Below are 24,867 nucleotides of genomic sequence, written 5' to 3'. Positions count from 1 at the left end.
GGTGCTGGGGGAAGGCGCGTATCTGCGTATCGAGGGCCTGACGATCCAATCGCCTCTCGTATTGCCCGAGCAAGGCGCGGTGCGGGTGCAGGTGTCGATCTCGGACGCAGAGGGCGAAGCGGGAGCGGTCGCCATCCATGGTCAGCCCCTGTCGGCGCCGCCCGGCGGAGCGTGGACCGAGCACGCAAGTGGGCGCTTCACCAGGATCGCCCCTCCCGAGGCGCCGAGGCATTCGGCGTTGTCGGCCATTCGCGCGCGCTGCACGATTCCCGTCGACACGGATCGGCTCTACGAAAGCTTCGGCGCGCGAGGGGTCGACTACGGCCCCGCCTTCCGGGGGATTCGAGAGATCCATCGCGGCGAGGGAGAATCGCTCGCGCTCCTGGAGCTGCCGGAGAGCGCAGGTGACGAGGGGGAAAGCCATGCTTGTCACCCGGCATTGCTGGACGCCGCGCTCCAGACGATCGGAGCGGCGTTCTCCTTGTCGGACGACAGCGCGTACCTGCCCTTCGAGCTGGGTACGTTTTCCTTGTGGAAGCGCGTCCCGACGTCGGTTTTCGTGCACGCCACGGCGAGAACGCCCGAAACATCCCGCGGCGAGGTGCTGACCGGGGATGTCGTGCTGCTCGACGCGGGAGGGGAGCACGTCCTGACGATCGAGAGCATCAGCTTCAAGCGCGCCGACGCCGCAGCCATGCAAGCCCCGAAGCGTCACACCCGAGAGGAATGGCTGTACGAGCTCGTCTGGCCGGAAAAACCATTGCCTTCGAGCTCGGAGCACCCGGCGAGCGAGGCGCAGGCTGGCGAGTGGCTGCTGGTCGGGGCCGACAGCACGCTTTCGCGCGGGCTCGCGGGGCGCTTGCAGGCCGCAGGCGCGCAATCGCGATTCGTGGACATCGGAGGTGCGAGAGACGCGTTCGGGGCTTCGATCGACGGTACGATTGAATCGAAGCCTTCCAACGTCGTGTTCCTGTGGGATGAGCAGGAAGGAGCCCCCGGGTCGCTCTTGCCGTCGAAGCAGTCCGAAGACGCGTGCATTGCCCTGTTGAGCCTCGTGCAGTCGCTCCTCGGGGCCGACGGCGCGACGCCGCGCTTGACGCTGGTCACGGTGGGCGCGCATGCGGCGGCGCCATTCGAGTCCGTGGATATGGTCGCGACATCGCTATGGGGCCTCGGTCGCACCATCATGGAGGAGCGGCCGGAGCTCGGCTGCCGGCTCGTCGACCTCGATCCCAATGGCCGCGATCCGCTCTCCGCGTTGTGGTCGGAGCTGGCGGCGAGCGACGGCGAGACGCAGGTGCTGTGGCGCGGCGCGACACGTCATGTGGCGCGTCTCTCGCGCGTCGCGGAGCGGAAGCGATTCGAGATCCCGGATGCGCCGTCGTATCGCCTGGAGATCGCCCAGAAGGGCATGCTCGATCGACTGCACCTCGTGCCTGCCGAGCGGAGTGCGCCCGCGCCGGGTGAAATCGAGATCGAGGTGAAGGCCACCGGGCTGAATTTCCGCGACGTGATCCGGGCGCTCGGAATGGATCCAGCCGAGGGCGTCGAGATGGGCGGCGAGTGCGCCGGGATCGTCTCGGCCGTCGGGGAGGGCGTGACGGGCTTCTCGGTGGGCGACCCCGTGATGGCCATCGTGCGGGGCGCATTCCGGAGATATACGACCGTGGACGCGCGCTACGCGCATGCGCCGCCGGCGGGGTTGTCCCTCGAGCAGTCCGCGGCGATCCCGATCGTGTTCTTGACGGCGTGGTATGGCCTGCGCGAGCTCGGTCGCCTCGAGGTCGGCCAGAGCGTTCTCATCCATGCGGCCGCGGGCGGCGTCGGCATGGCGGCGGTGCAGATCGCGCAATGGATCGGCGCGCGGGTCTTCGCGACCGCGAGCCCGTCGAAATGGGATGTTGTGCGCGCGATGGGCGTCGAGCACGTGGAGAGCTCTCGCTCCCTCGCCTTCGCGGAAGCGTTCCGGGCGGTGCGTGACGGGTTCGACGTCGTGCTCGATTCCCTCGCCGGCGCGTTTGTGGACGCGGGGCTCTCGCTGACGCGGTCCGGCGGGCGATTCCTCGAGATGGGCAAGACGGACATCCGATCGGCGGACGACGTCGCTCGGCATCACCCTGGCGTAGAGTACCGCGCATTCGACCTCTTCGAGGCAGGTCCGGATCGGATCCAGGAGATGTTCCGGCTCGTGGTCGACGGGTTTGCCCGAGGGCACCTCCGACCCCTGCCGGTGCGCGTTTTTCCAATCGAACAGGCGGAGTCGGCGTTCCGGTTCATGGCGCAGGCGCGTCACGTCGGCAAGATCGTCGTGTTGCCCGCGCCGAGGCGCGATACCATTGCTTCTGGCGGTGCCGTGCTCATCAGCGGCGGCCTGGGCGCTCTTGGCCTCGCTGTGGCGCGATGGTTGTGGGAGGAGCACCGCGTGTCGCACCTCGTGCTGCTCGGCCGGAGCGCTCCGTCTGGCGAGCGATTGCAAGCCGTGGAGGCGCTGCGTGCGGCGGGCGCACGTGTGACGGTCGCGCAGGCCGACGTGGCGGACATCGAGGCGCTACGGCGTGTCCTCGATGAAATGACCCCGGAGTTCCCCTTGCGGGGTGTGATTCACGCGGCGGGTGAGGTCCACGATGCCGTAATCGCCCGACAAACCCCCGGGGCGTTCGGGCAGGTGTTCCGGGCCAAGGTGCGCGGTGCGTGGAACCTCCACGAGGTGACACGAGGCATGGGCCTCGATTTCTTCGTGCTATTCTCCTCGGGCGCTTCGCTTCTCGGCTCTGCGGGGCAAGGCAACTATGCCGCTGCGAATGCGTTTTTGGACGGGCTCGCGCATGCGCGGCGCGCCGAGGGGCTCGCGGCCCATAGCTTGAACTGGGGCCCCTGGAGCGGAGGAGGGATGGCCGACGCGCTGGGGGATATCCAGCGGGCGCGCTACCGGCGGCTCGGCGTCGGGGCGATCTCCCCGTCCGAGGGCGTTGCGCTCCTCGGCAAGGCGCTCTCGATGGCGGCGCCGCAGCTCGGTATCCTGCCTCTCGACTTGCGCGCGCTCGGAGAATCGCTGGGGCGTGAAATTCCCGCTCTCTGGCGATTGCTTTTGAAGGCGAGGTCGATCCTGCCTGCGCCTCGAGCCCTGGAGGGATGGGTGCAGAAGCTTTCGCTCCTTTCCGCGGAGGCGCGCACTTCGGAGGTGGAGGCGATGGTGCGTCGCGAGGCGACTCGCGTGCTCTCGCTCGCGTCGGAGGACGAGATCGTCGACAACCGGCCGCTCCAGGAGCTCGGGCTCGATTCTCTGATGGCGGTCGAGCTGCGAAATGCGCTCGCGAAGCGCGTCGGTCAGGCCCTCCCGGCGACGTTGCTGTTCGATCATCCCACCGTGCGCGAGCTCGCTCGGTACCTGCTCGACAAGAAGCTCGCCATCGCAGCGCCCGCCTCGACAGTCGTGACCGCGCCGCGCCCCCGTGACGCCGCCGATTCCATCGCGATTGTAGGAATGAGCTGCCGGTTCCCGGGCGCGCCTGACCCCGAGGCATTCTGGCAATTGCTCGCGGAAGAGGTCGATGCGATCCGGACCGTGCCGAGCTCGCGCTGGGACGTCGATGCTCTATACGATCCGGACCCCGACGCTGCAGGGAAGATGACGACGCGCTGGGGCGGCTTTCTCGACGATATCGATCGATTCGATCCCCTGTTCTTCGGGATCTCGCCGCGCGAGGCCGCGAGCATCGATCCCCAGCAGCGGCTCCTTCTGGAAACGACGTGGGAGGCCCTGGAAAACGCTGGGATCCTTCCGGACGAATTGTGGGGAAGCTCGACAGGTGTCTATGTCGGGATTTGCGGCAACGACTACCAGGCGATGACGCTGGCCCAAGGCGCGGAGCGGCTCGACGCGTATTCGCTGCTCGGATCGGCGCACAGCGCCAGCGTGGGTCGCTTGTCGTACTGGCTCGGGCTCAAGGGGCCGAACCTCGCCGTGGACACGGCGTGCTCGTCCGCGCTCGTGGCCGTGCACCTCGCGTGCCAGGCACTCCGCGCCGGCGAATGCACGCTCGCTGTCGCAGGTGGCGTCAATCTGATGCTGAAGCCCGATATCACGGTCTACTTCAGCCGCTTGCGAGCCATGTCGCCGACGGGTCGATGCCACGCGTTTTCGGCGGACGCCGATGGGTATGTCCGCTCCGAGGGTTGTGGCGTGGTCGTGCTGAAGCGGCTCGGCGATGCGCTGCGGGACGGCGACTCCATCCTCGCGGTGATACGTGGCTCGTCGATCAACCAGGATGGTCGGAGCCAGGGGCTGACGGCGCCCAATGGTCCGTCGCAGGAGGCGGTGATCATGCAGGCCCTCGCGCAGGCGAACGTCCGCCCGTCCTCCGTGCAGTACGTCGAGGCCCACGGCACGGGCACGCCGCTCGGTGATCCCATCGAGGTGCAGGCGCTCGGCGCCGTGCTGGCCGAGGGGCGGACGTCTTCCGAGCCGGTGATCCTCGGGTCGGTCAAGTCGAACATCGGGCACACGGAGGGGGCTGCCGGCGTCGCCAGCCTGATCAAGGTCGTGCTGTCGCTCCAGCACGAGATCATCCCGCGGTCGTTGCATTTCACGGCGCCGAACCCGCACATCCCCTGGTCCGAGCTGCCAGTCAAGGTAGCGTCGGAGGCGACGCCGTGGAAGCCCAATGGAAGGCCACGGATCGCCGGCGTGAGCTCGTTCGGGTTCAGCGGGACGAACGCACACGTCGTAATCGAGGAGGCCCCCCGACGCGAGGTTGGCCCGGTGTCGTGCGACGACGCGCCGGCGTATCTCCTCACGTTATCGGCCAAGAGCCCTGCGTCCCTCGCCATGGCGGCGCACGACCACGCCGAGCACTTGTCGCAAACGGACGCACCCCTCGCGGATATCGTCTATACTGCGTCCGCGCGGCGCGTCCATCACGAGCACCGGCTCGCGGCCGCCGGCAGGACGAAGGCTGAGCTCTCCGAGCTCCTGCGTGCATTCGTGCGTGGGGAGGCTCCCTCCAGTGTTTCGCTGGGGCGTGCGCCGAGCACCGCGTCGAAGGTCGTCTTCGTGTTCTCCGGGCAGGGCTCGCAGTGGTCCGGCATGGCCATGGACTTGCTGCAGCAATCGGCTGCATTCCGCCGGGCGCTCGAGGCGTGCGACGCCGCTCTCCGTCCCCATACGGGCTTCTCGGTGATCGACGAGCTCTCCGTGCCTCCGGCTCGTTCGCGTCTCGATCAGACGCTCGTGGCGCAACCCGCGCTCTTCGCGTACGAGGTCGCCCTCGCGGCGCTCTATTCGAGCCTGGGCGTCACGCCGGATCTGGTCATTGGCCACAGCGTCGGCGAGATCGCTGCCGCGCACGTCGCGGGGATTCTGGATCTCGAGGGGGCCGCACGTCTGGTCGCGATTCGAGGTTCGATCATGCAGCGCGCCACCGATCGAGGTCGAATGGTCGCGGTCGCGCTCTCCGAGGTTGACGCTCGCGCGGCGCTCGCCGGTCATGAAGATCGGGTCGGGATCGCGGCCGTCAACGATCCGGAGCAGGTGGTCCTCTCCGGAGATGCGGAGCTCCTCGAGCAAATCGTCGCGTCGCTTTCGGCGCGCGCGGTGAAATGCCGTGATTTGCGCGTGAAATACGCGTTCCATAGCCCGCTCATGGCCGACCTCGAGGTCGAGCTGGAAGAGGCGCTCGACGCCCTGTCATGCCGCAAAGCAGCGATCGGGATGATCAGCACCGTGACGGGCGCCGCGGTGGACGGGGAGGAACTCACTGCCGCCTATTGGCGCAGAAACATGCGGCAGACGGTCCGATTCGCCGAAGCCATATCGGCTGCGTCGGCGGGAGGGCACGACCTCTTCCTGGAGGTGGGCGCTCACCCCGTCCTCTCGTCGAACGTGGCGCGCTCCCTGGCGGAGAATACGAAAGCCCAAGCGATCGCGGCCGTGCGCAAGGACGATGAGCATTTGCGTCACGTGCTCTCGGCGGTGGGTGCGCTCCATGCAGCGGGAGCCCATATCGACTGGAAGCGGATGTATACGCAGGGCGGCCGGCTCGTCGTATTGCCCAAGTACACCTGGCAGCGGGAAAGGTACTGGCTCGACACCGCAGCCGACGCCCACGCGCTCACGCGGCTCGACGCGGCTCAAACCGGCCATCCATGGCTCGGCGCGCAACTGTCCCTCGCGGGCGATCAAACCGTGTTTCAGGGCGAGGTGAGCCTCTCCGCCGCCCCGTATCTCGGAGATCACAGGGTCCTCGGCGAGGTTCTGCTTCCCGGTACCGCGCTCGTCGAGCTCGCGCGCGCGGCGGCTGCGCAGCATTTGCGAACGCAGCGCGTCCGGATCACGGATCTCGTCCTGGAGGCACCGATCCACCTCGCGCCGAGCAAGGCTCGACCAATTCAGGTCACATTGGCGGAACGTGCGGGGCTCCTCGAGGTGGCCATCCATGGCCGATCGAGCGCCTCCGCGCAGTCCGGTGCGTGGACAACGCACGCGAAGGGAGTCGCACGCCCGCTCGACGAGGCCGAAGAAGTGCCTTTCGTGGATCTGGACGCCGTGCGCGCTCGCTGCCGCGAGGTCATCGCGCCGGAGGAGGCTTATGAGGCCCTCGCGCGGGTGGGCCTCGCATATGGCCCGGCGTTCCGTGCCATGAGGGAGCTTCACCGAGGTCCTCGGGAGGCATTCTCGCACGTCGTTCTCGACGCGGCGATGGTGCCCCCCGGAGACGCGTACGGTTTGCATCCCGTCTTGCTCGACGCGGCTCTCCATACGCTGTTCGGCATCCTGGAGATCTCGGCCGTCGATACACACGTGCCGTTCGCGTTCGGAGAAATCGACCTGTTCGGGACCGGGGCGACGGAGGCCTACGTACACGTCCAGGCGACGCGTGGTCCCGAGACGAGCGGCGCGAGTCTGGAAGCCACGGTGACGCTGATGGACCGCGAAGGTCGCGTATTCGCCGTCCTCTCGCGCCTGAGGCTGCGGCAGGTGACGCATGCTGCGCTGCAGGCAGCCATCGGGGAGCAATCGCCCGAAGACAGCATGTTCGTCGTGCGCTGGTCCCCTCGGCCCATCCAGCCATCCGCAAAAGAAATCGCGGGGACGTGGCTCGCGATCGGGCAGAACCCGTCGGTCGTCGACGAGATTGCTTCGCGCATTCGTGCGTCGGGGGCGACCTGCCTTGCCAAGACCGTGGACGAGCTCACCCGCGGCAACGGCGACGCGCGTGAAGCCTTGACCAACGTGCCGATCGACGGCGTCGTGTGCTGCTGGGGAGGGGCTTCCGCGCGAGACGACGCGAGGTCCGCGGCGGAGCGGGCGCAGAGCGATACGATCGACGCGCTGCACATTTTGCAGACGCTGCTGCGACGCGAGCAGACGCCGCGACGCCTGATCTGGGTGACGGAGAGGGCGCAGTCGACCGCAGCCGGTGATCCCATTTCGATCGTGCATGCGCCACTGTGGGGCCTCGTCCGCGTATTCGCAAAGGAGTACCCGGACGTTCATTGCACGCTCGTCGACCTGGAGGCGGCGACCGTCGGCGAGGTCGACGCGATGCTGGGAGAGATTCGCAGCACGGATCGCGAGTCGGAGGTCGCATATCGAGGAGGTCAGCGTCTCGCTGCGCGGATCGTCCGTGCGCAGGTGACGCGCGGGCAAGGCAGCTCCGAGATCGGCTGGAAGGAGGGGACCATCCTCATTACCGGCGGTCTCGGAGCGCTGGGGCTCTGGGTCGCTCGCTGGTCGTGGGAGGTGCACGGCGCAGCACACGTCCTGCTCGTGGGCCGGAGCGAGCCGACGACCGCACAACGCGAGGAGATCGAGCGTCTTCGTGCCGAGGGCGCGCATGTCACGGTGGTTCGCGCGGATGTCTCGGAGGGGCCCTCCATTCAGGCGCTCGTCGATTCCATACCCGCGGCGTGGCCGCTGCGAGGCATCGTGCATGCTGCGGGCGTGCTCGACGATGCGCCGCTCCTCGACCAGACCGCCGCGCGTGTGGAGAAGGTCATGGCACCGAAAGTCCTCGGCGCCTGGAACCTGCACGAGGCGACCCGGGGCCACAAGCTCGATTTCTTCGTGTCGTTCTCGTCCGCGACGTCGCTCTTCGGCACGCCGGGGCAGGGAAACTATGCGGCAGCCAACGCGTTCGTCGACGCGCTCGCGCACCACCGTCGCGCCGAGGGGCTCTCCGCCCAGACGTATCACTGGGGTCCGTTCGCCGATCGCGGCATGGCGGCGAACCTGCCCGAAGCGCAGAAAACAAGGCTCGCGCGCATGGGCATACGAATGCTGGAATCGGAGGAGGGGCTCGCGATGTTCGGGCGCGCGCTCGCACACCCCGAGGCGGAGCTCCTGTTGATGCCGATCGACGTCACGGCGCTGGGGGCGTACTGGGGAGCCGAGGTGGAGAAGCCCTGGAGCGACTTGCTCGCGACGACCGTGAGGCAGGCGTCGCGGCGCAACGGGCCTGCGCCGGTCGAGCGGACTTCGACGCTCGATTCGACGGTCCCCGCCCAGGAGGATATCGAGGCGATGGTGCGCGCAGCCGTCGCGAGAGTTATGTCGCTGGGACAGGCATCCATTGCCGTCGATCGACCCCTCCAGGAGTTCGGGCTCAACTCGCTCATGGCCGTGGAGCTGCGAAACGCGCTGTCGAAGCGGATCGGCAAGCCATTGCCTGCGACGCTCGTCTTCGATTACCCGACCGTGGGGGCGCTCGCGCGTCATTTGCTCGAAATGACGCGCGGCCCGGCTGTTCGGGCCGCGGCCGCGCCGCCGCCGAAGGCCGCCGCCCGGCCGGAAGAACCCATCGCCATCATCGGGTTCGGGTGCAGGTACCCTGGCGGCGTCCACGACGGCGAAACGTTCTGGCGATTGCTGTCCGATGGCGTCGATGCAATCGGCGAGGTGCCGAAGGAGCGCTGGGACATCGACGAGTATTTTGATCCCGATCCGTCCGTGCCCGGGAAGATCGTGACACGCATGGGTGGTTTCTTGCGGGAAATCGATCAGTTCGACCCGCAATTCTTCGGCATCTCGCCGCGAGAAGCGGAGCGGATGGATCCCCAGCAGCGATTGCTACTTGAGACGAGCTTCGAGGCACTAGAGAATGCAGGAATCGCCCCGGAGACGTTGATGGGGCGGGACGCAGGCGTATTCGTGGGGCTCATGTACCACGACTATGCAACCATGACCGGCGGCGCGCCCGAGGAGCTCGACGGCTACATGGGGACCGGAAACGCCGGCAGCATCGCATCCGGACGTCTCTCGTATTTGCTCGGCCTCCGCGGACCGAGCCTGACGCTCGATACGGCATGCTCCTCCTCGCTCGTGGCCATTCACCTCGCGTGCCGCAGCCTCCGTTCCGGGGAATCCAGCATGGCGCTCGCGGGCGGCGTCGCCGTGATGTTAACGCCTTCGACGTTTATCGAGTTCAGCCGTCTCGGAGGCCTCGCGCGGGACGGGCGCTGCAAGAGCTTCTCCTCCTCCGCCGACGGCGTCGCGTGGAGCGAGGGCTGCGGAATGCTCGTGCTCAAGCGATTGTCCGACGCGGAGCGCGACGGCGACCCGATCCTCGCGGTCATTCGCGGGTCGGCGGTGAACCAGGACGGAAAGAGCCAAGGGCTGACGGCGCCGAATGGCCCCTCGCAGGAGCAAGTCATCCGGCGCGCCTTCGCCGACGCAGGCATCGACCCCGGCGCCGTAGATTACGTCGAGACGCACGGGACCGGCACGACCCTCGGCGATCCCATCGAGGCGAGCGCACTCGGCGCGGTGCTCCGTGATGTCAGGACGCACGATGACCCGGTGATCATCGGCTCGCTCAAGTCCAACATCGGGCACACGCAGTCGGCGGCCGGCGTGGGCGGCGTCATCAAGACGCTGCTCGCCATGCGCCACGGCGAGATCCCGAGGAGCCTGCACTTCTCGGCGCCGAGCCCGCACATCGCCTGGTCGGATCTGCCATTGAAGGTAGCATCGGAGGCAATCCCCTGGAAGCCCGGCCGGAAGAAGCGGATTGCCGGCGTGAGCTCGTTCGGCTTCAGCGGCACGAACGCCCACGTCGTCCTCGAGGAGGCGCCGCCCCGCGAGGCGCCGCCGCCGTCGAGCGGCGCACCGCGGGCCTATCTCCTGCCGCTGTCGGCGAAGAGCAGCGCGGCGCTCACGACGACCGCGCACATGTACGGCGATTACCTCGCGAGAGCCGAGGAGGACCTGGAGGAGATCGCTTACACCGCGAGCACGCGGCGCTCCCAGCACGAGCATCGGCTCGCCGTGGTGGGCGAGACGAAGCAGGAGATCGCAGCGATCCTCGGCGCCTTCATTCGCGGAGATAGCCCGGCGGGGCTCTGCCAGGGCCGTGCGAGCGGCACGCCGCCCAAGGTGGTCTTCGTTTTTCCGGGCCAGGGATCGCAATGGCTGGGGATGGGGCGAGAGCTCCTCGAAAAGGAGCCCGCATTTCGCGAGGCCCTGTCGACCTGGGACGCGGCGATCCGGCATGAAGCGGGATTTTCCGTCATCGACGAGCTCCTGCGGGACGAGGCGACCTCGCGACTGGGTGAAATCGACGTGCTGCAGCCGGTGCTCGTCGCCGTCGAGGTCGCGCTCGCGTCTCTGTGGAGATCGTGGGGCATCGAGCCCTCCGCGGTCGTGGGTCATAGCATGGGCGAGGTCGCGGCGGCGTTCGTCGCGGGGATGCTGTCTCTCGAAGACGCGGCCGCGGTGATTTGCCGTCGGAGCCGACTCATGCGGAAGCTGAGCGGAACCGGCGCGATGGCGCTCGTGGAGCTCGCGCTCGAAGACGTGGAGAACGCGCTCGAAGGCTTCGAAGACGCATTGAGCGTCGCAGCGAGCAACGGGCCGCGCTCGACGGTGATCTCCGGCGAGCAGGGGGCTCTCGCAGAGCTCCTCGCGCAGCTCGATCGGCGAGGTGTATTCCACCGCAAGGTCAAGGTCGACGTTGCGTCCCACAGCCCGCAGATGGATCAACTGCGGGACGAGCTCCTGGCCCAGCTCGCGGGGGTCCGTCCGAGGGCGGGTCGTGTACCGATGTTGTCGACGGTCAGCCGCGCGCCTTTGCAGGGCGGGGAGCTCGTGGCTGCGTACTGGGCGGACAACCTGCGCAAGCCGGTGCTCTTCTCGCAGGTGATCTCGCATTGGATCGCGGAAGCACACACGACGTTCCTCGAAATGAGCCCGCATCCGATCTTGCTCGCCTCCGTCGAGGAGAATCTGCGTGCCTCCAAGACGAGCGGGCAAACCCTTGCGTCGCTGCGCCGTGGTCAAGACGAACGGAAGAGCCTGCTCGCGTCGCTCGGCGCGCTCCATGCGCAAGGGGTGTCGATCGCATGGAGGCAATTCCATCCGAGAGAGGGACGCGTCGCGGCGCTTCCCACGTATCCGTGGCAACACGCGCGATACTGGATGAAGGCGCCGGACGCGACACCGCGGCGAGGTCGGCAGAAGCCGGGGCGCGAGCACGAGCTCCTGGGCAAAGCCAAGAGCATCGCGGGATTGCCCCGACTGCGCATCTTCGAGAGCGCGATGCGACTCGATACGGCTCCCGGTTATCTCGAGGATCACCGGGTCGGCGACGATGTCGTCTTCCCGGCGGCTGGATACGTGGAAATGATCTTCGCGGCGGCGCATGCGTCGTATGGGGAATCGCCCATCTCCATCGAGGGGCTATCGATCGATCAGATGCTCGCGCTGCCGCCGGATACGGAGACGTCCCTGCAGGTCACGCTCGATCAGGAGAGCAGCGGGGCCTCGTTCCTCGTCGCGAGCCGCGTGGACGCCGACACCGACTGGCGAACCCACGCGACGGGTCGATTGGTCGTGACCGCGGCGCCGGACGAAGCTCCGCGCCTCGAGGAGCGGCCAGCTTCCCTTCGGGCACGGCTCGACCGGGCTTGCTCGTCGGAAGAGCATTACGAGTGGCTGGCCGGTCTTGGCCTTCCCTATGGGCCGGCCTTCCAGGGAGTCGTCGATATCGCGAGGGGTGACGGCCTCGCGCTCGGCCACGTGCGGCTGCCGGCTGACCTGTCGACCGGCGCGTATCGGGTCCACCCGGCCCTGCTCGACGCCTGCCTCCAGGTATCCGCGGGGCTCTTCGATTCTCGGTCCACCACTCCTACCGCGTCGCGATCGCTTCATGTGCCCGTGGGGGCGTCGTCGATCCGGCTTCACGCGCGGCCGACGCGGGAGGTGTGGGTGCTGGCGCAGCCGTCCGGGGAGCAAGATCCGGAGACGCGCGAGCGCGCCGTCGATCTGCGAATCTTCGACGACGAGGGCCGCGTCTTGCTGGACATCCGCGAGCTCCGGCTTCGCCCGCTCGATGTGCGCCACCGCGTGCGACACGAGAGTGACGAATGGATGCTCGACATCGCATGGCTTCGAGCGGAACCACCCGCGGACCCGGCCTTCTCTTCGAGTGGCACGTGGCTCGTCCTCGGGGACGGCGGGGGAATGGCTGCACGGCTCGCCGAGGCGCTTGCTGCGAAAGGACAGCGCTGCGTGCGGGTCGTGTCGGGGGATCGCTTCGACAAGATCGACGAGGACGTTTACAGCATCGATGTTTCGAGTCGAAACGATCACGAGAAGATTATCGTGGACGTCCTCGGCAACGGAAAGGATTGTCGCGGAGTCCTGCACCTCTTCGGCCTCGACGCGGCGCCGTTCGAGCTCGCCACGCCGGAGAGCCTCGTCACCGACCTCGACCATGGGCCCACGAGCGTCGTCCATCTTGCTCGAGCGTTGCTGGCAATGGGGTATCGTGACATGCCGCGTCTCTGCCTCGTCACACGCGGCGCGCAAGGCGTGGGCGACGACCCGGCACCCATCTCCGTGTCCCAGGCGCCGATATGGGGTCTCGGGCGGACCCTCGCGCTCGAGCACGGCGAGCTGAGGTGCAAGATGATCGATCTCCCGGTCGAAGGAAGCGAGGACGAGGCCGCCATCCTCCTTCGCGAGGCGGCGACGCACGATCACGAGAATCAGGTCGCCCTGCGACGCGAGGGTCGATACGTGGCTCGGGTCGCGCGAGCCCGGCGAGATACCGCGGGGGCTTCACCCATCGTCCTCACGAGCGAGGGAGATTATGTGATCACGGGCGGCCTCGGCGGGCTCGGTCTCTCGCTTGCGCAGTGGATGGTGGACAAGGGCGCGCGGCACATCGTCCTCGTGGGGCGGCGCGGCCCCGACGAGCGTGCTGCGGCGGCCATCGAAGCGATGAACAAAACGGGAGCGAACATCCGCACCGTCGCCGCCGATGTATCGCGGCGGGAAGAGGTCGAGCGATTGCTCGAGACGACCGCGCGCGAGGGGCGGCCGCTGAAGGGGATCGTCCATGCCGCGGCAGTGCTCGACGATCACACGATCCTCGAGCTCTCGAGCGAGAACTTCCGCCGCGTCTTCGGCCCCAAGGCGCTCGGTGCATTCCACTTGCACCACGCGACGAGGCACACGCCGCTGGATTTCTTCATTCTGTACTCGTCTGCGGCGTCGCTCTTCGGCTCGCCGGGGCAAGGGAACTATACCGCGGCCAATGCGTTCCTCGACGCGCTTGCCCACCACAGGATGCGAAATGGCCTCACGGCGCTCGACATCCAGTGGGGCGCTTTCGCGGAAGTCGGGCTGGCCGCGGCAGAAGGCATTCGAGGGGCTCGCCTGTCGGCGCGCGGCTCACAGAGCCTCACGCTCGCAGAGGGTTTTACGGCGCTCGAGAGGCTCTTCGAGTGCCCGTCGGGTGTCATCGGCGTGGTGAAATTCGATATCCGTCAATGGCTCGAGTTTTACCCGCGCGCCGCGGGGATGCCTTTCTTCGACGCACTGCGCGACGAGCGGGGCAGGGAACCGGGGCCGCGGATGGCCGCGGGGGCGCTGCGCAGGCGCCTGCAAGAGGCAGCCGCCACCGAGAGGGCTCCGCTCCTCGTCGAGTATCTACGGAGCGAGCTGTCGAGCGTGCTTCGCGTCGACGCGTCCACCCTCGACCCTACGGCGCCGATGCAATCAATGGGCGTCGATTCCCTCACGAGCCTCGAACTCCGGAACCGCATCGAGGCTGGCCTCGAGGTGCGGCTCTCCGCGACGATCTTCTTCACGTACCCGACCGTGCTCGCGCTCGCGGACCACCTGCTCGGCGCAGCGTTCAGCCAGACCGAGGTGGCGCCGGCGGGCGCAGGAGCTTCGGCGCCGATCGACGAACCGGCGCACGTGGAGCGAGCGAGCATAGGACGGTTGAGCGAGCAGGAGACGGAAGCGGCGATCGAGGCGGAGCTCGCTGCGCTCGAGGATGTCGATCTATGAGCACGGATCGCAGAATGGACGACAAGGCTGGCGATGGCGAAGAATTGTCCCCCCTGCAGCGCGCGCTCCTCGGCTTGAGGAAAGCGCGGGCGAAGATCGACGCGCTCGAGCGCTCGAGATCGGAGCCGATCGCCGTCATTGGTATGGCGTGCCGCTTCCCCGGCGGAGCAAACACCCCCGAGGCGTTTTTCGACCTGCTCGACGCGGGGGTCGATGCCGTCGGCGAAGTCCCCGCAGGGCGCTTCCGCGTCGATTCGAGCGAGGATGGTGCAGAGGATGCCGCCGCGCGGGCGATGCGGTGGGGCGCGTTCCTGGGGGACGACGTCAGCCTCTTCGATGCATCGTTTTTCAACATCTCCCCGCGCGAAGCGCAGGCCCTGGATCCGCAGCAGCGTCTGCTCCTGGAGCTCGCGTGGGAGGCGCTCGAGAACGCGGCACAGGTGCCGGAACACCTCGGCGGGAGCAGGACCGGGGTGTTTCTCGGCATGATGAATACCGATTATGCCTCGCTCTGCATGCAGCTCCCTCCGGACGCGCAGGACATGTACGTGGCGACGGGCAATGGGCATTGCTTCCCCGCTGGCCGGCTCTCGTTCGCGCTGGGTCTCGTCGGGCCGAGCTTCGTTGTCGATACGGCGTGCTCCTCGTCGCTCGTCGGGCTGCACCTCGCCGTCCGGAGCTTGCGCAGCGGCGAGTGCTCGCTCGCGCTCGCGGGCGGAGTGAACCTCATGCTCACGCCGTTCGCCTCGCGTGCGTCCGCCAAGCTCGGCGCGCTCTCCCCGGACGGGAAGTGCCGCAGCTTCGACGCGAGCGCGAACGGCTTCGTGCGAGGCGAAGGGGGTGCCATCGTCGTATTGAAGCGGCTATCGGATGCCGAGCGAGATCGCGACCCGATTCTCGCCGTGATTCGCGGTTCGGCCGTGAATCAGGACGGCCGGTCGACCGGATTGACCACGCCGAACGTGCTCTCGCAAGAGGCCCTGATCAGGCAGGCGCTCGAAGATGCTCGTATCGCCCCGGAGCGGATAGGGTACGTCGAGACCCATGGCACGGGGACGCCTCTCGGAGATCCCATCGAGTTCGAGGCCTTGCGCGCGGTGTACGGCCAACCTCGTGAGGACGGCTCCACGCTCGTCCTCGGCGCGGTGAAGACCAACATCGGACATCTCGAGGCCGGCGCGGGCGTGGCTGGGCTCGTCAAGGCCATCCTCTGCCTCGGGCGGGGGACCATCCCGAAAAACCTCCATTTCGAGACGCTGAACCCTCGCATATCGATCCAGGGGACGCCGTTCGTCCTGCCACGCACCGCCGTCCCGTGGAAGGCAGAGAACGGCTTGCGCGTCGCAGCGGTGAGCTCGTTCGGGATGAGCGGGACGAACGCGCACGTCATCCTCGAGGAGGCGCCGCGCAAGGAAGGTGCCGTGGCCGCCCCACAGGCGCGCTCCTGCTTCGTCCTTCCCATATCGGGCAAGAGTCCGGAAGCTCTGTCGATTCTCGCGGGAGCGCATGCCGAGCACCTCGCGAGGACAAGCGCTGACATTGCCGACGTCATGTACAGCGCGAGCGCACGACGGGGCCACCACGAGGAGAGGATCGCCGTGGTGGGCTGCAACAAGGAGGAAATGGCGGTTGCGCTCGCGTCCTTCTCTCGCGGCGACATGCCCGAGAGAGCTTGGCGTGGAAAGGCGCCGAGCGTTCCGCCCAAGGTCGCGTTCGTCTTTCCAGGTCAAGGATCGCAATGGGCCGGCATGGGACGCAAGCTCCTGCAGGAGGAGCCTGTCTTCCGGCGGGCGATGGAGGAGTGCAACGAACTCTTCCGGCAGGAGATGGGGCTCTCCGTGATCGAGGAGATCTCGCGCCCTGCGGAGGCCTCGCGCCTCGGCGATACGCTGGTGACGCAGCCGGCTCTCTTCGCGGTCGAAATGGCGCTCGCGTCCCTGCTCGAATCGTGGGGGATCACGCCCGACATCGTGATCGGGCACAGCGTGGGCGAGCTCGTCGCGGCCCGTGTCGCCGGGATCCTCGACTTGAACGAGGCGACACGGCTCTGCGCACGGCGCGCGCACGTGATGCAAAGCGCAACGGGGCACGGAAAAATGGTGCTCTGCGCGATGACGGTGGCCGAGGCGGAGGAGGCCATCGCGGGGCTTTCCGATCGGGTTGGCATTGCTGCGATCAACCACTCGAAATCCGTGGTGCTTTCGGGGGACGTCGCGGCCATGGGCGAGGTGACGACGCGGCTCGAGGCGCGCGGAATCCATTGCCGACCTCTGAGGGCTGACGTGGCATTTCACAGCCCGCAGATGGAGCCCCTTCGTGCCGAGCTGCTTCGTGAGCTGGGGCAGGTCGCAGTGCGGCGCGGCGTGATTCCGATGATCAGCACCGTGAAGGGTGAAGTCACACCGGGAGAGCGCATGGATGCAGCCTACTGGGGTGACAATCTGCGCAATACGGTCCAGTTTGCGCCGGCCATAGCCGCGGCGCTCGCAGCTCACGCCCGCCTGTTCGTGGAGGTAGGTCCCCACCCGACCTTGTCCCTGGACATAACGCAGATCCTCGAGTCCTCGAAGATGGGCGGGGCCTCCGTTCCTACGTTGAGGCGTGGCGAGGACGATCACGAGCGCATGCTCTCCGCGTTGGCGTCGTTGTACACGCAGGGTTGCAGGGTCTCCTGGGCGCAGGTGTGTTCCGCGGGGGGGAGCGTCGTGTCCCTACCGAATCACCCCTTCAAGCGTGCTCGCCATTGGCTACCGGCGACGCTGGATGGTAGTGCGCCCACGAAACGCAGCGGACATCCGCTCGTCGGTGAGCCTATTGCATCGGCCGCCCACCCCGAGGAGCTCGTGTTCGAGACGCGTGTCGATGTCGGGTCCACGCCGTGGCTCGCCGATCACCGCGTCATGGGCGATATCGTATTTCCGGCGGCGGGTTATGTCGAGATGGCGCTTGCCGGAGGGGCCGCGCGCGACCAGAAAGACGCCTGCACCATCGAGCGTCTCGCGATCGAGGCGCCGCTCGTGCTGACCGAAGGGGAAGGTTGCACATTGCAGCTCGTTCTGACCAGCGAAGGACCCTCCGAACGGTCCTTCCTGATCGCGAGCCGCGCTCGCGAAGGAGCCGCGTGGCTCGTTCACGCCAGAGGCAAGCTTCGCCGTGTGACGGAGCGCCAGCAAGCCAGGCCCTCGGGAGAAGCGATCGCCCGGAGGCTCGGTCTTTCGGGGGGCGTCTCGCCCGAGGAGCACTACAGTCGCGTCGCGGCGGCGGGCATTCAATATGGCCCGGCCTTCCAGGGCTTGAAGGAAATCGTCACGGCCGAGGGGGAGGTTCTCGGGCGCGTGAAGTTGCCCGAGGGTATGCTCGACGCGCGGTACCGCGTCCACCCCGCGCTCCTCGACGCCTGTTTTCAGGTCCTCGGGGGTTTGTTCAGCGAGGCGGCGGGCGAGCAGGTCTACTTGCCCGTCGGCATCGAGCGAGTCGAGCTCGAAGGCCGCCCGGGCCGGGAGGTATGGGTATCCGGCAGGCTGCGCGGCGCGGCCCGCGCGGACGACGAAGAACGCGTGGTCGATCTGTCGATCGAGAGTTCCGACGGGCGGAAGATCGCCGACATCGTGGGCTTTCGTGTGCGGAGAATGCCGGGCACGGAGCGGCATGATGAGCTCGAGCAGTGCTTGATGGACGTCGCGTGGCGCCCCTCCGAGATGGATGACGAGCCGAGTTCGCCGACGGGAACCTGGATGGTGTTCGCGGACGACGGCGGCACGGCGGATGCGGTTCTCCGTGTCCTTTCGACGACGGCGGAGCGGTGCATTCGCATCGGGAAGGGACTCGCATACGAATCGAGGGGCGCAGACTCGTACCGGATCAACCCGGAAAGCGAGGATGACTACCGTCGTGTCATTCATGACGCGCTGGGCGATCGCGGGCAGTGCCATGGCGTCCTCCACCTGTTCTCCCTCGACGAGGAGCAGCCGATCGATATGGCGGCGGACCTCACGCTTGCCCTGTCGCGCGCGAGCGTGCGTGCGACGAACGTCGTGAAGGCGCTCGCGCATCGAAGCGCGGAGCACGCGCCGCGGCTCTTCCTGGTCACGCGCGGCGCGCAGGCGGTCCTCGAAGGAGAGCACGTTTCCCTGTCACAGGCGCCCTTGTGGGGCGTCGGGCGCACCATTGCCCTCGAGCATCCGGACCTCCGCTGCACCTGCATCGATCTGGACGTGGCGCGTCGAGACGACGACGCGACCAACCTCTCGCGCGCGCTCGCGCAATGCGGCCAGGAGCACCAGGTGGCGATGCGCGGCGCTTTGCGTCACGTCGCCAGGATCGTTCACGGCCGATTCGATGCATCCGGCGACCTGCCGTCCGGTCAGGCCCGGGTGCTCGCGAACGGCCGCCCATTTCAGCTGGAGTCGGCGAAGCCCGGCTACCTGGAGAACATCGCGCTTCATGCTTCGCGGCGCAGGCCGCCCGGTCATGGCGAGGTGGAGATCGAGGTGGAGGCGGCGGCCCTCAACTTCATCGACATCCTCAAGGCCATGGGCACGTATCCGGGGCTCGGTCCAGGCCGGGTCGCGCTCGGCGGCGAATGCTCGGGGCGCGTGGTGTCTCTCGGCGAGGGGGTCTCGGGCTTGGAAATCGGGCAGGAGGTGATCGCGCTGGCGCCTGCGGCCTGCGCGTCGCACGTCACGACCTACGCGCGTTACGTGGCACCAAAACCGTCCGCCATGAGCTTCGCCGAGGCTGCGGCCGTGCCTCTGGTGTTCATGACCGCGTGGTACGCGATTCACGATCTTGGCAGGGCGCGAAAGGGTGAGAGCATTTTGATCCACTCCGCGACCGGCGGCACCGGGCTCGCGGCCATTCAGGTGTCGCGGCTGCTCGGGCTGAGGATCTTCGCGACGGCGGGGAGCGAATCGAAACGAAGCCACCTGCGGTCCATGGGTATCGAGCACGTCATGGATTCCCGTTCGCTCTCGTTCGCGGAGGAGATCCTTCGCGTCACCGAGGGACGAGGCGTCGATCTGGTGCTCAACTCGCTCACGGGCGATGCGCTCGTCAAGAGCCTCGAAGTTCTGGCATCCTATGGACGCTTCCTGGAGATCGGGAAGCGCGACATCTACGAGAATCGCAAGATCGGGCTTCTTCCGTTCCGAAAGGCAATCTCGTACAGCGCGGTGGATCTCGCGGGTATGTCGGCGGAGCGGCCCGATCTGTTCGCGTCTCTCCTGGAAGACGTGATGGGGCACTTCGTGGAAGGACGGTTCGAGCCGCTGCCCGTCACGTCGTTCGACGCGTCCGACGCGGAGAGCGCGTTCCGTCTCATGGCGCAGGCGAAGCACACGGGAAAGATCGTGCTTTCGATGAAGGATGCGCAGGCGCGCGTCCTCCTCCCCGGGTCGTTGCGGCCCATTTCGGTTGGAGCGGACGGCACGTACTTGATCACCGGCGGACTCGGTGGACTCGGGTTGTCGCTCGCGCGGTGGCTCGTCGAGAAGGGAGCGAGGCACCTCGTGCTCGTCGGGCGCAAAGGGCCTTCCGGGGATGCGGTCGAAGCCATCCACGCCATGGAGCAAGCGGGAGCCCGGGTCGAGTATGCTCGAGCGGACGTGTCGCGCCGGGAGGATGTCGACCGCGTGTTCGCGACGATCGACGCTCGATTCCCGTCGCTGCGCGGCGTCGTGCATGCGGCAGCGGTGCTCGACGATCATTCCTTGCTCGAGCTCGGCGAGGCCAAGTTCCGCGGCGTCTTCGACCCCAAGGCTTGCGGGGCGTATCATCTGCACACGGCGACGCTGGAGCGCGATCTCGACTTCTTCGTGATGTATTCCTCCGCGGCGTCGCTCTTCGGCTCCGCGGGGCAGGCGAACTATGCAGCGGCCAACGCATTCCTGGACGCGCTTGCTCACGAGCGGTCCCGCATGGGGCTGCCAGCGATGAGCATTCAATGGGGCGCGTTCTCGGAGGTCGGAATGGCGGCGGCGACGGAGCGGCGCAAGGACCACCTCGCCGCCCTCGGCGCGATGACGCTGTCGCCCGCCGAAGGCCTCTCGTTGATGGAGAAGCTCTTCGCGCATCCGAGGTCGGTCGTGGGCGTGGTGCGGATGGATGTCGAGCGCATTTCCCAGGCGAACCATCCGGCGCTCGCATCAGGCTATTTCGCTGCATTCCAGGGCGGCGCGCGGAGCGAGACAGGCGCGCCCGGCGCCGGCGGGGGTTTGCGTGAGCGCGTCCGGGCGGTGCGAGGAGACGAGCGCAGGCGCCTCGTCAAGGAATACGTCGTCCAACAACTCTCCCGCGTGCTCCGCCTCGATCCTTCGCGCTTCGACGAGCACGCGCCATTGAAGGAGCTCGGCGTCGACTCGCTGATGAGCCTCGAGCTGCGCAATCGAGTGAACGCAGGTCTTGGGCTTGACCTCGGGGCCACGATCCTGCTCACGCATCCCGACATTGCGGCCGTCTGCGAGACCATCCTCGGTAAGCTCGGCGCCGATGCCGCCGGAGATGCGAGCACGGCGCTCGCCGAAGTGCCGTCGAGGACCGAACCCGCGGGGGAGGCGCGGTCGCCCCTTTCCCACAACCAGCGCGCCTTATGGTTCCTTCATCGTGCGGCGCCCGGGAGCACGGTCTACAACGTCGGCGCTGCGCTGCGCGTTCGGGGCCCTCTCGACGTGAGCGCGCTGAAGAATGCACTCCACCAGGTCCTCATGCGGCATCCGGTGCTGCGTTCGACCTACGCGATGCATGACGGCGACGTGGTTCGTCACGTCGATCCGCGGGGCGCAGTCCGGTTCGAGGAGATCGATGCTGCGTCGTGGACCGAGGAAGAGCTCTCCGCTCGGCTTCGAGCGGCGACGCAAAGTCCTATCGATCTCGAGTTTGGACCGACGTTCACCGTGACCATTTTCCGCCGCTGCGCCGATGAGTCCGTGCTGTTCGTCGATTCACATCACATCGGGCTCGATCTCTGGTCGTTCGCCATCGTTCACGAGGAACTCTGGTCGCTCTACACGGCGAGCGTCACCGGAAAGAAGGCGGCTCTTCCCCTCGTCACCCATGATTACGACGATTTCGTGCGCTGGCAGTCGAAGATGATCGAGAGCGCGGAAGGGGAGAGGCATTTCGCCTACTGGAGAGACGAGCTCCGCGGTGATATCGAGCCTCTCCGGCTGCCTGCGGATCGGCCTCGTCCTCCCGTGCTGTCCTATCGTGGCTCGTCCCATGCGTTCACCTTCCCGAAGGAGGTCGAGGATCGGCTCCGTGCGCTGGCACGCGCCGAAGGAACGACGCTGTTCGCCGTTCTCCTGGCGGCGTTTCAGGTATTCCTTCACCGCTGGTCCGGGCAAAACGACATCCTCGTCGGCTCTCCCGCGGCCGGTCGAAGCCTCGCGCAGTGGAGCTCGGTGGTTGGATACTTCGTCAATCCGATCGTGCTGCGCGCGAGCTTCAGCGACGATCCGAGCTTCCGCGCGGCGCTCGGCCAAATCCATCGAACGGTGCTCTTCGCGCTCGAGCATCAGGACTATCCGTTCTCGCACCTCGTCGAACGACTCGCTGTGCCGCGGGATCCTGCATATTCGCCCGTGTTTCAGGCGATGTTCGGACTCGAGCAGTCGCACCGCGGAGGCGACGAGGCCGCGCTGGTGCTCGGGGAAGGTGGCGCGCGTGTCACGCTCGGACCGCTCGAGGGGGAATCGATCGCGCTCGAAGATCGCGGGGCGCCCGTCGACCTCGCGCTGCTCGTGGCAGACACGGGCCATGGCCTGTCGGCGTCACTTCGGTACAACACGGACATCTTCGAGCGGGGTACGATTGCCCGCTTCGCAATGGGCATCTCGACGTTGTTCGCCGCCATCGTCGAGGAGCCGGGGCGCAGGGTGTCCGAATACCCGCTTCTGTCGCCGGACGAGCAGAGAAAGCTCCTCGTGGACTGGAACGACACGGACGCATGCTTCGCGAGGGGTGCCTGCCTGCACCAGGTCTTCGAGGAGCATGCGAAGGCCCATCCCGAGGTCCTCGCGATCGTCTCCGGGGAAGAGCAGCTTTCCTATCACGAGGTGAACAGGAGGGCGAATCGCCTCGCACATCGGCTGCGCAGAATGGGCGTCGGGCGCGATTCGACGGTCGGGCTTTGCCTGCCTCGATCGAGCGCTCTGCTCGTCTCCATCATCGCGGTGCTCAAGGCCGGCGGGGCGTATCTGCCCCTGGATCCGTCGCTCCCGCGCGAGCGACTCACGTTCATGATCGAGGACGCATCGGTACGGGCTTTGGTGACCGCGTCCACGCACGTGCAGGCGCTCTCCGGCAGCTCCGTGCCTGCGGTGCTGCTCGATACCGATGCCGGATCGCTCGACACGGAAAGCGACGCCGATCCGGAGAACCTCACCGAGCCGGATCGCGCAGCCTACGTGATCTATACCTCCGGGTCTACGGGCAGGCCGAAGGGCGTCCTTTGCCATCACGTCGGCATTACGAACCTCATCGCTCACTTTCAGCGCAAAGCGACGCTCGCACCCGGCGATGCCCATTCCTTCTGGAGCAGCCTGAGCTTCGACGCGTCGGTATTCGAGATCTTCTCGGCGTTCCTGAGCGCGGGGACGATCCACATTCCACCCGAGGAGGTTCGCCTCGTCCCGGAGGCATTCATGGATTGGCTTCGCGCGCGAGACGTCCGCGGCGCGTACATCCCACCGTTCATGATCGACGAGACGCTCGCCGCCTTGGAGTCCGGTCGCGGGCCTACGTCCCTTCGCCGCCTGATGGTCGGGGTGGAGCCCATCCCCGAGCGGACACTCGCGCGCATCGTGGAAAAGACGCCGGGGCTCTGCATCGTGAACTCGTATGGCCCCACGGAGGCGGCGGTCATTGCTTGCACCTACGACATCGAACCTTCCATCGCCCCGGATCGACCTGCGCCGATCGGGCGACCCATCCAGAACATGCGCGCCTACGTCCTCGACCGGCGAATGCAGCCCGTCCCCATCGGCGTGCCAGGCGAGCTACATGTCGCTGGTGTTGGAGTGGCGCACGGATACGTGAATCGACCGGACCTGTCGGCCGAGCGCTTCCTCGCCGATCCGTTCTCGCCCCATGGCACGGAGCGAATGTACCGGAGCGGAGACATGGCGCGGTGGCGCGCCGATGGCAATCTCGAGTTCCTGGGTCGAGCGGACCATCAGGTGAAGGTGCGCGGCCACAGGATCGAGCTTGGCGAGATCGAGAGCGCTCTCGCCCGACACCCATCGGTCCACGAAGTCGCCGTCGTCGTGCGGGCGGAGCAAGCCGGAGAAAAGCGCATCGTGGCGTACACCGTTTCGCGGGAGGGCGCGCCCCCGATCCCGGCGAGCGATCTCCGGACGTACCTTGCGAGGACGCTGCCCGATTACATGGTGCCATCGCTCTTCGTCTCGCTCGATGCCATGCCGCGGACGGCGAGTGACAAGATCGATCGCGGCGCACTTCGCGAGGTGGATCCTAGAGGCGCCGAGCCGCACGGCACGCACGTCGGGCCTCGGGACGCCGTCGAGCTCGACCTGGTCCAGGTATGGGAGGAGGTCTTGTCGGTCCCGCGTGTCGGCGTCCACGACGACTTCTTCACGCTCGGGGGACATTCACTCCTGGCGGTTTCGCTCATGACGGCGGTGGAGCGTCGTTTCGGTCTCAAATTGCCCATTGCAGCGCTCCTCCAGGCGCCGACGCCTGCGGCGCTGGCTCGGCGCATCCGCGATGGTTCCGCGCCAGGGCCCTGGTCGCCGGCCGTGGCCATTCAACCCAGCGGTCGTGGGCGCCCGTTCTTCTGCGTCCATCCCATCGTGGGCACGGTCATGGTGTACGTGCCGCTCGCACGTCTTCTCGGAACGGACAGACCATTTCATGGTCTCCAGGCGCCAGGTCTCCTCGACGATCTCACGCCATCGAGAAGCGTCGAGGCGCTGGCAGAGCGTTACGTCCAGGCGATCCGGGCGATCCAGCCGGAGGGCCCTTATCTGCTCGGTGGCTGGTCGTTCGGCGGGCTGGTCGCCATTGAGATGGCGGCGCAGCTCGTGGAGCAAGGGCAGGAAGTGTCCTTTCTCGCGGTGCTAGATACCGCCTCGCCGGATAACCTGCAGGAGGAGGCGCCGATGGATTCCCTCGATACGCTGCTGAGGATGGCCGAGGGGCTCGGCGCTCCGATCTCGAGCGCGGAACTCGACAAGATCGACCCTGAGCAACGGGTCGCTTTCGTATTCGAGCGCATTCGCGCTCTGGAGCTCTTCCCATCGGAGCTCGGAGTCGAGAGGCTCGTCGCCCACATCGATGCACATCTCTTCGCAGGATTGAGGTACCGGCCGCGGCCTCCCTGCCGAATGGACTTGTTCCGCGCGACGGAGAGTGCGGGGGGCGGCAGTCAGCCCACCCCGCATTTCGGTGATGCGTGGCGGGCGTATTCGTCTCGTCCGGTGGAGTGCCACGACGTGCCCGGGACGCACTACACGCTCGTGCGTGAGCCTCATGTGACGGTCCTTGCGGAGCGCTTGCGAGGATGTCTGAACGCGGTGGATCCGCCGCAGGTCGGGGAGGGGGACGCCAGGAGTTGA

General features: G+C 67.2%; 2 protein-coding genes (1 of these 2 cut by a window edge). Both read left to right on the top strand.

All coding sequences use genetic code 11. The features are described 5' to 3' along the window. Positions 1 to 14,296, top strand: the 3' portion of a protein-coding gene (locus POL67_RS41465; RefSeq protein ID WP_271926583.1) for a type I polyketide synthase. 7,319 nt of this gene lie to the left of the window's left edge; only the last 14,296 of its 21,615 coding nucleotides appear in the window; its start codon lies beyond the left edge, outside the window; the stop codon is at positions 14,294 to 14,296. Beyond that, a complete protein-coding gene (locus tag POL67_RS41460; protein ID WP_271926581.1) occupies positions 14,293 to 24,867 on the top strand; it encodes a non-ribosomal peptide synthetase/type I polyketide synthase in 10,575 nt (3,524 codons plus the stop codon). The genes POL67_RS41465 and POL67_RS41460 overlap by 4 nt, the downstream gene beginning before the upstream one ends.

The organism is Polyangium mundeleinium (assembly GCF_028369105.1).
In the GTDB taxonomy this organism is placed as follows: domain Bacteria; phylum Myxococcota_A; class Polyangia; order Polyangiales; family Polyangiaceae; genus Polyangium; species Polyangium mundeleinium.
Note: the sequence above shows the minus strand (reverse complement) of the source record. Positions and strands in the feature narration are given on the sequence as shown.

Bases quoted from the DNA above. Each gene is read 5' to 3' on its own strand.
- POL67_RS41460 (WP_271926581.1), top strand. From the start codon at position 14,293: ATGAGCACGGATCGCAGAATGGACGACAAGGCTGGCGATGGCGAAGAA.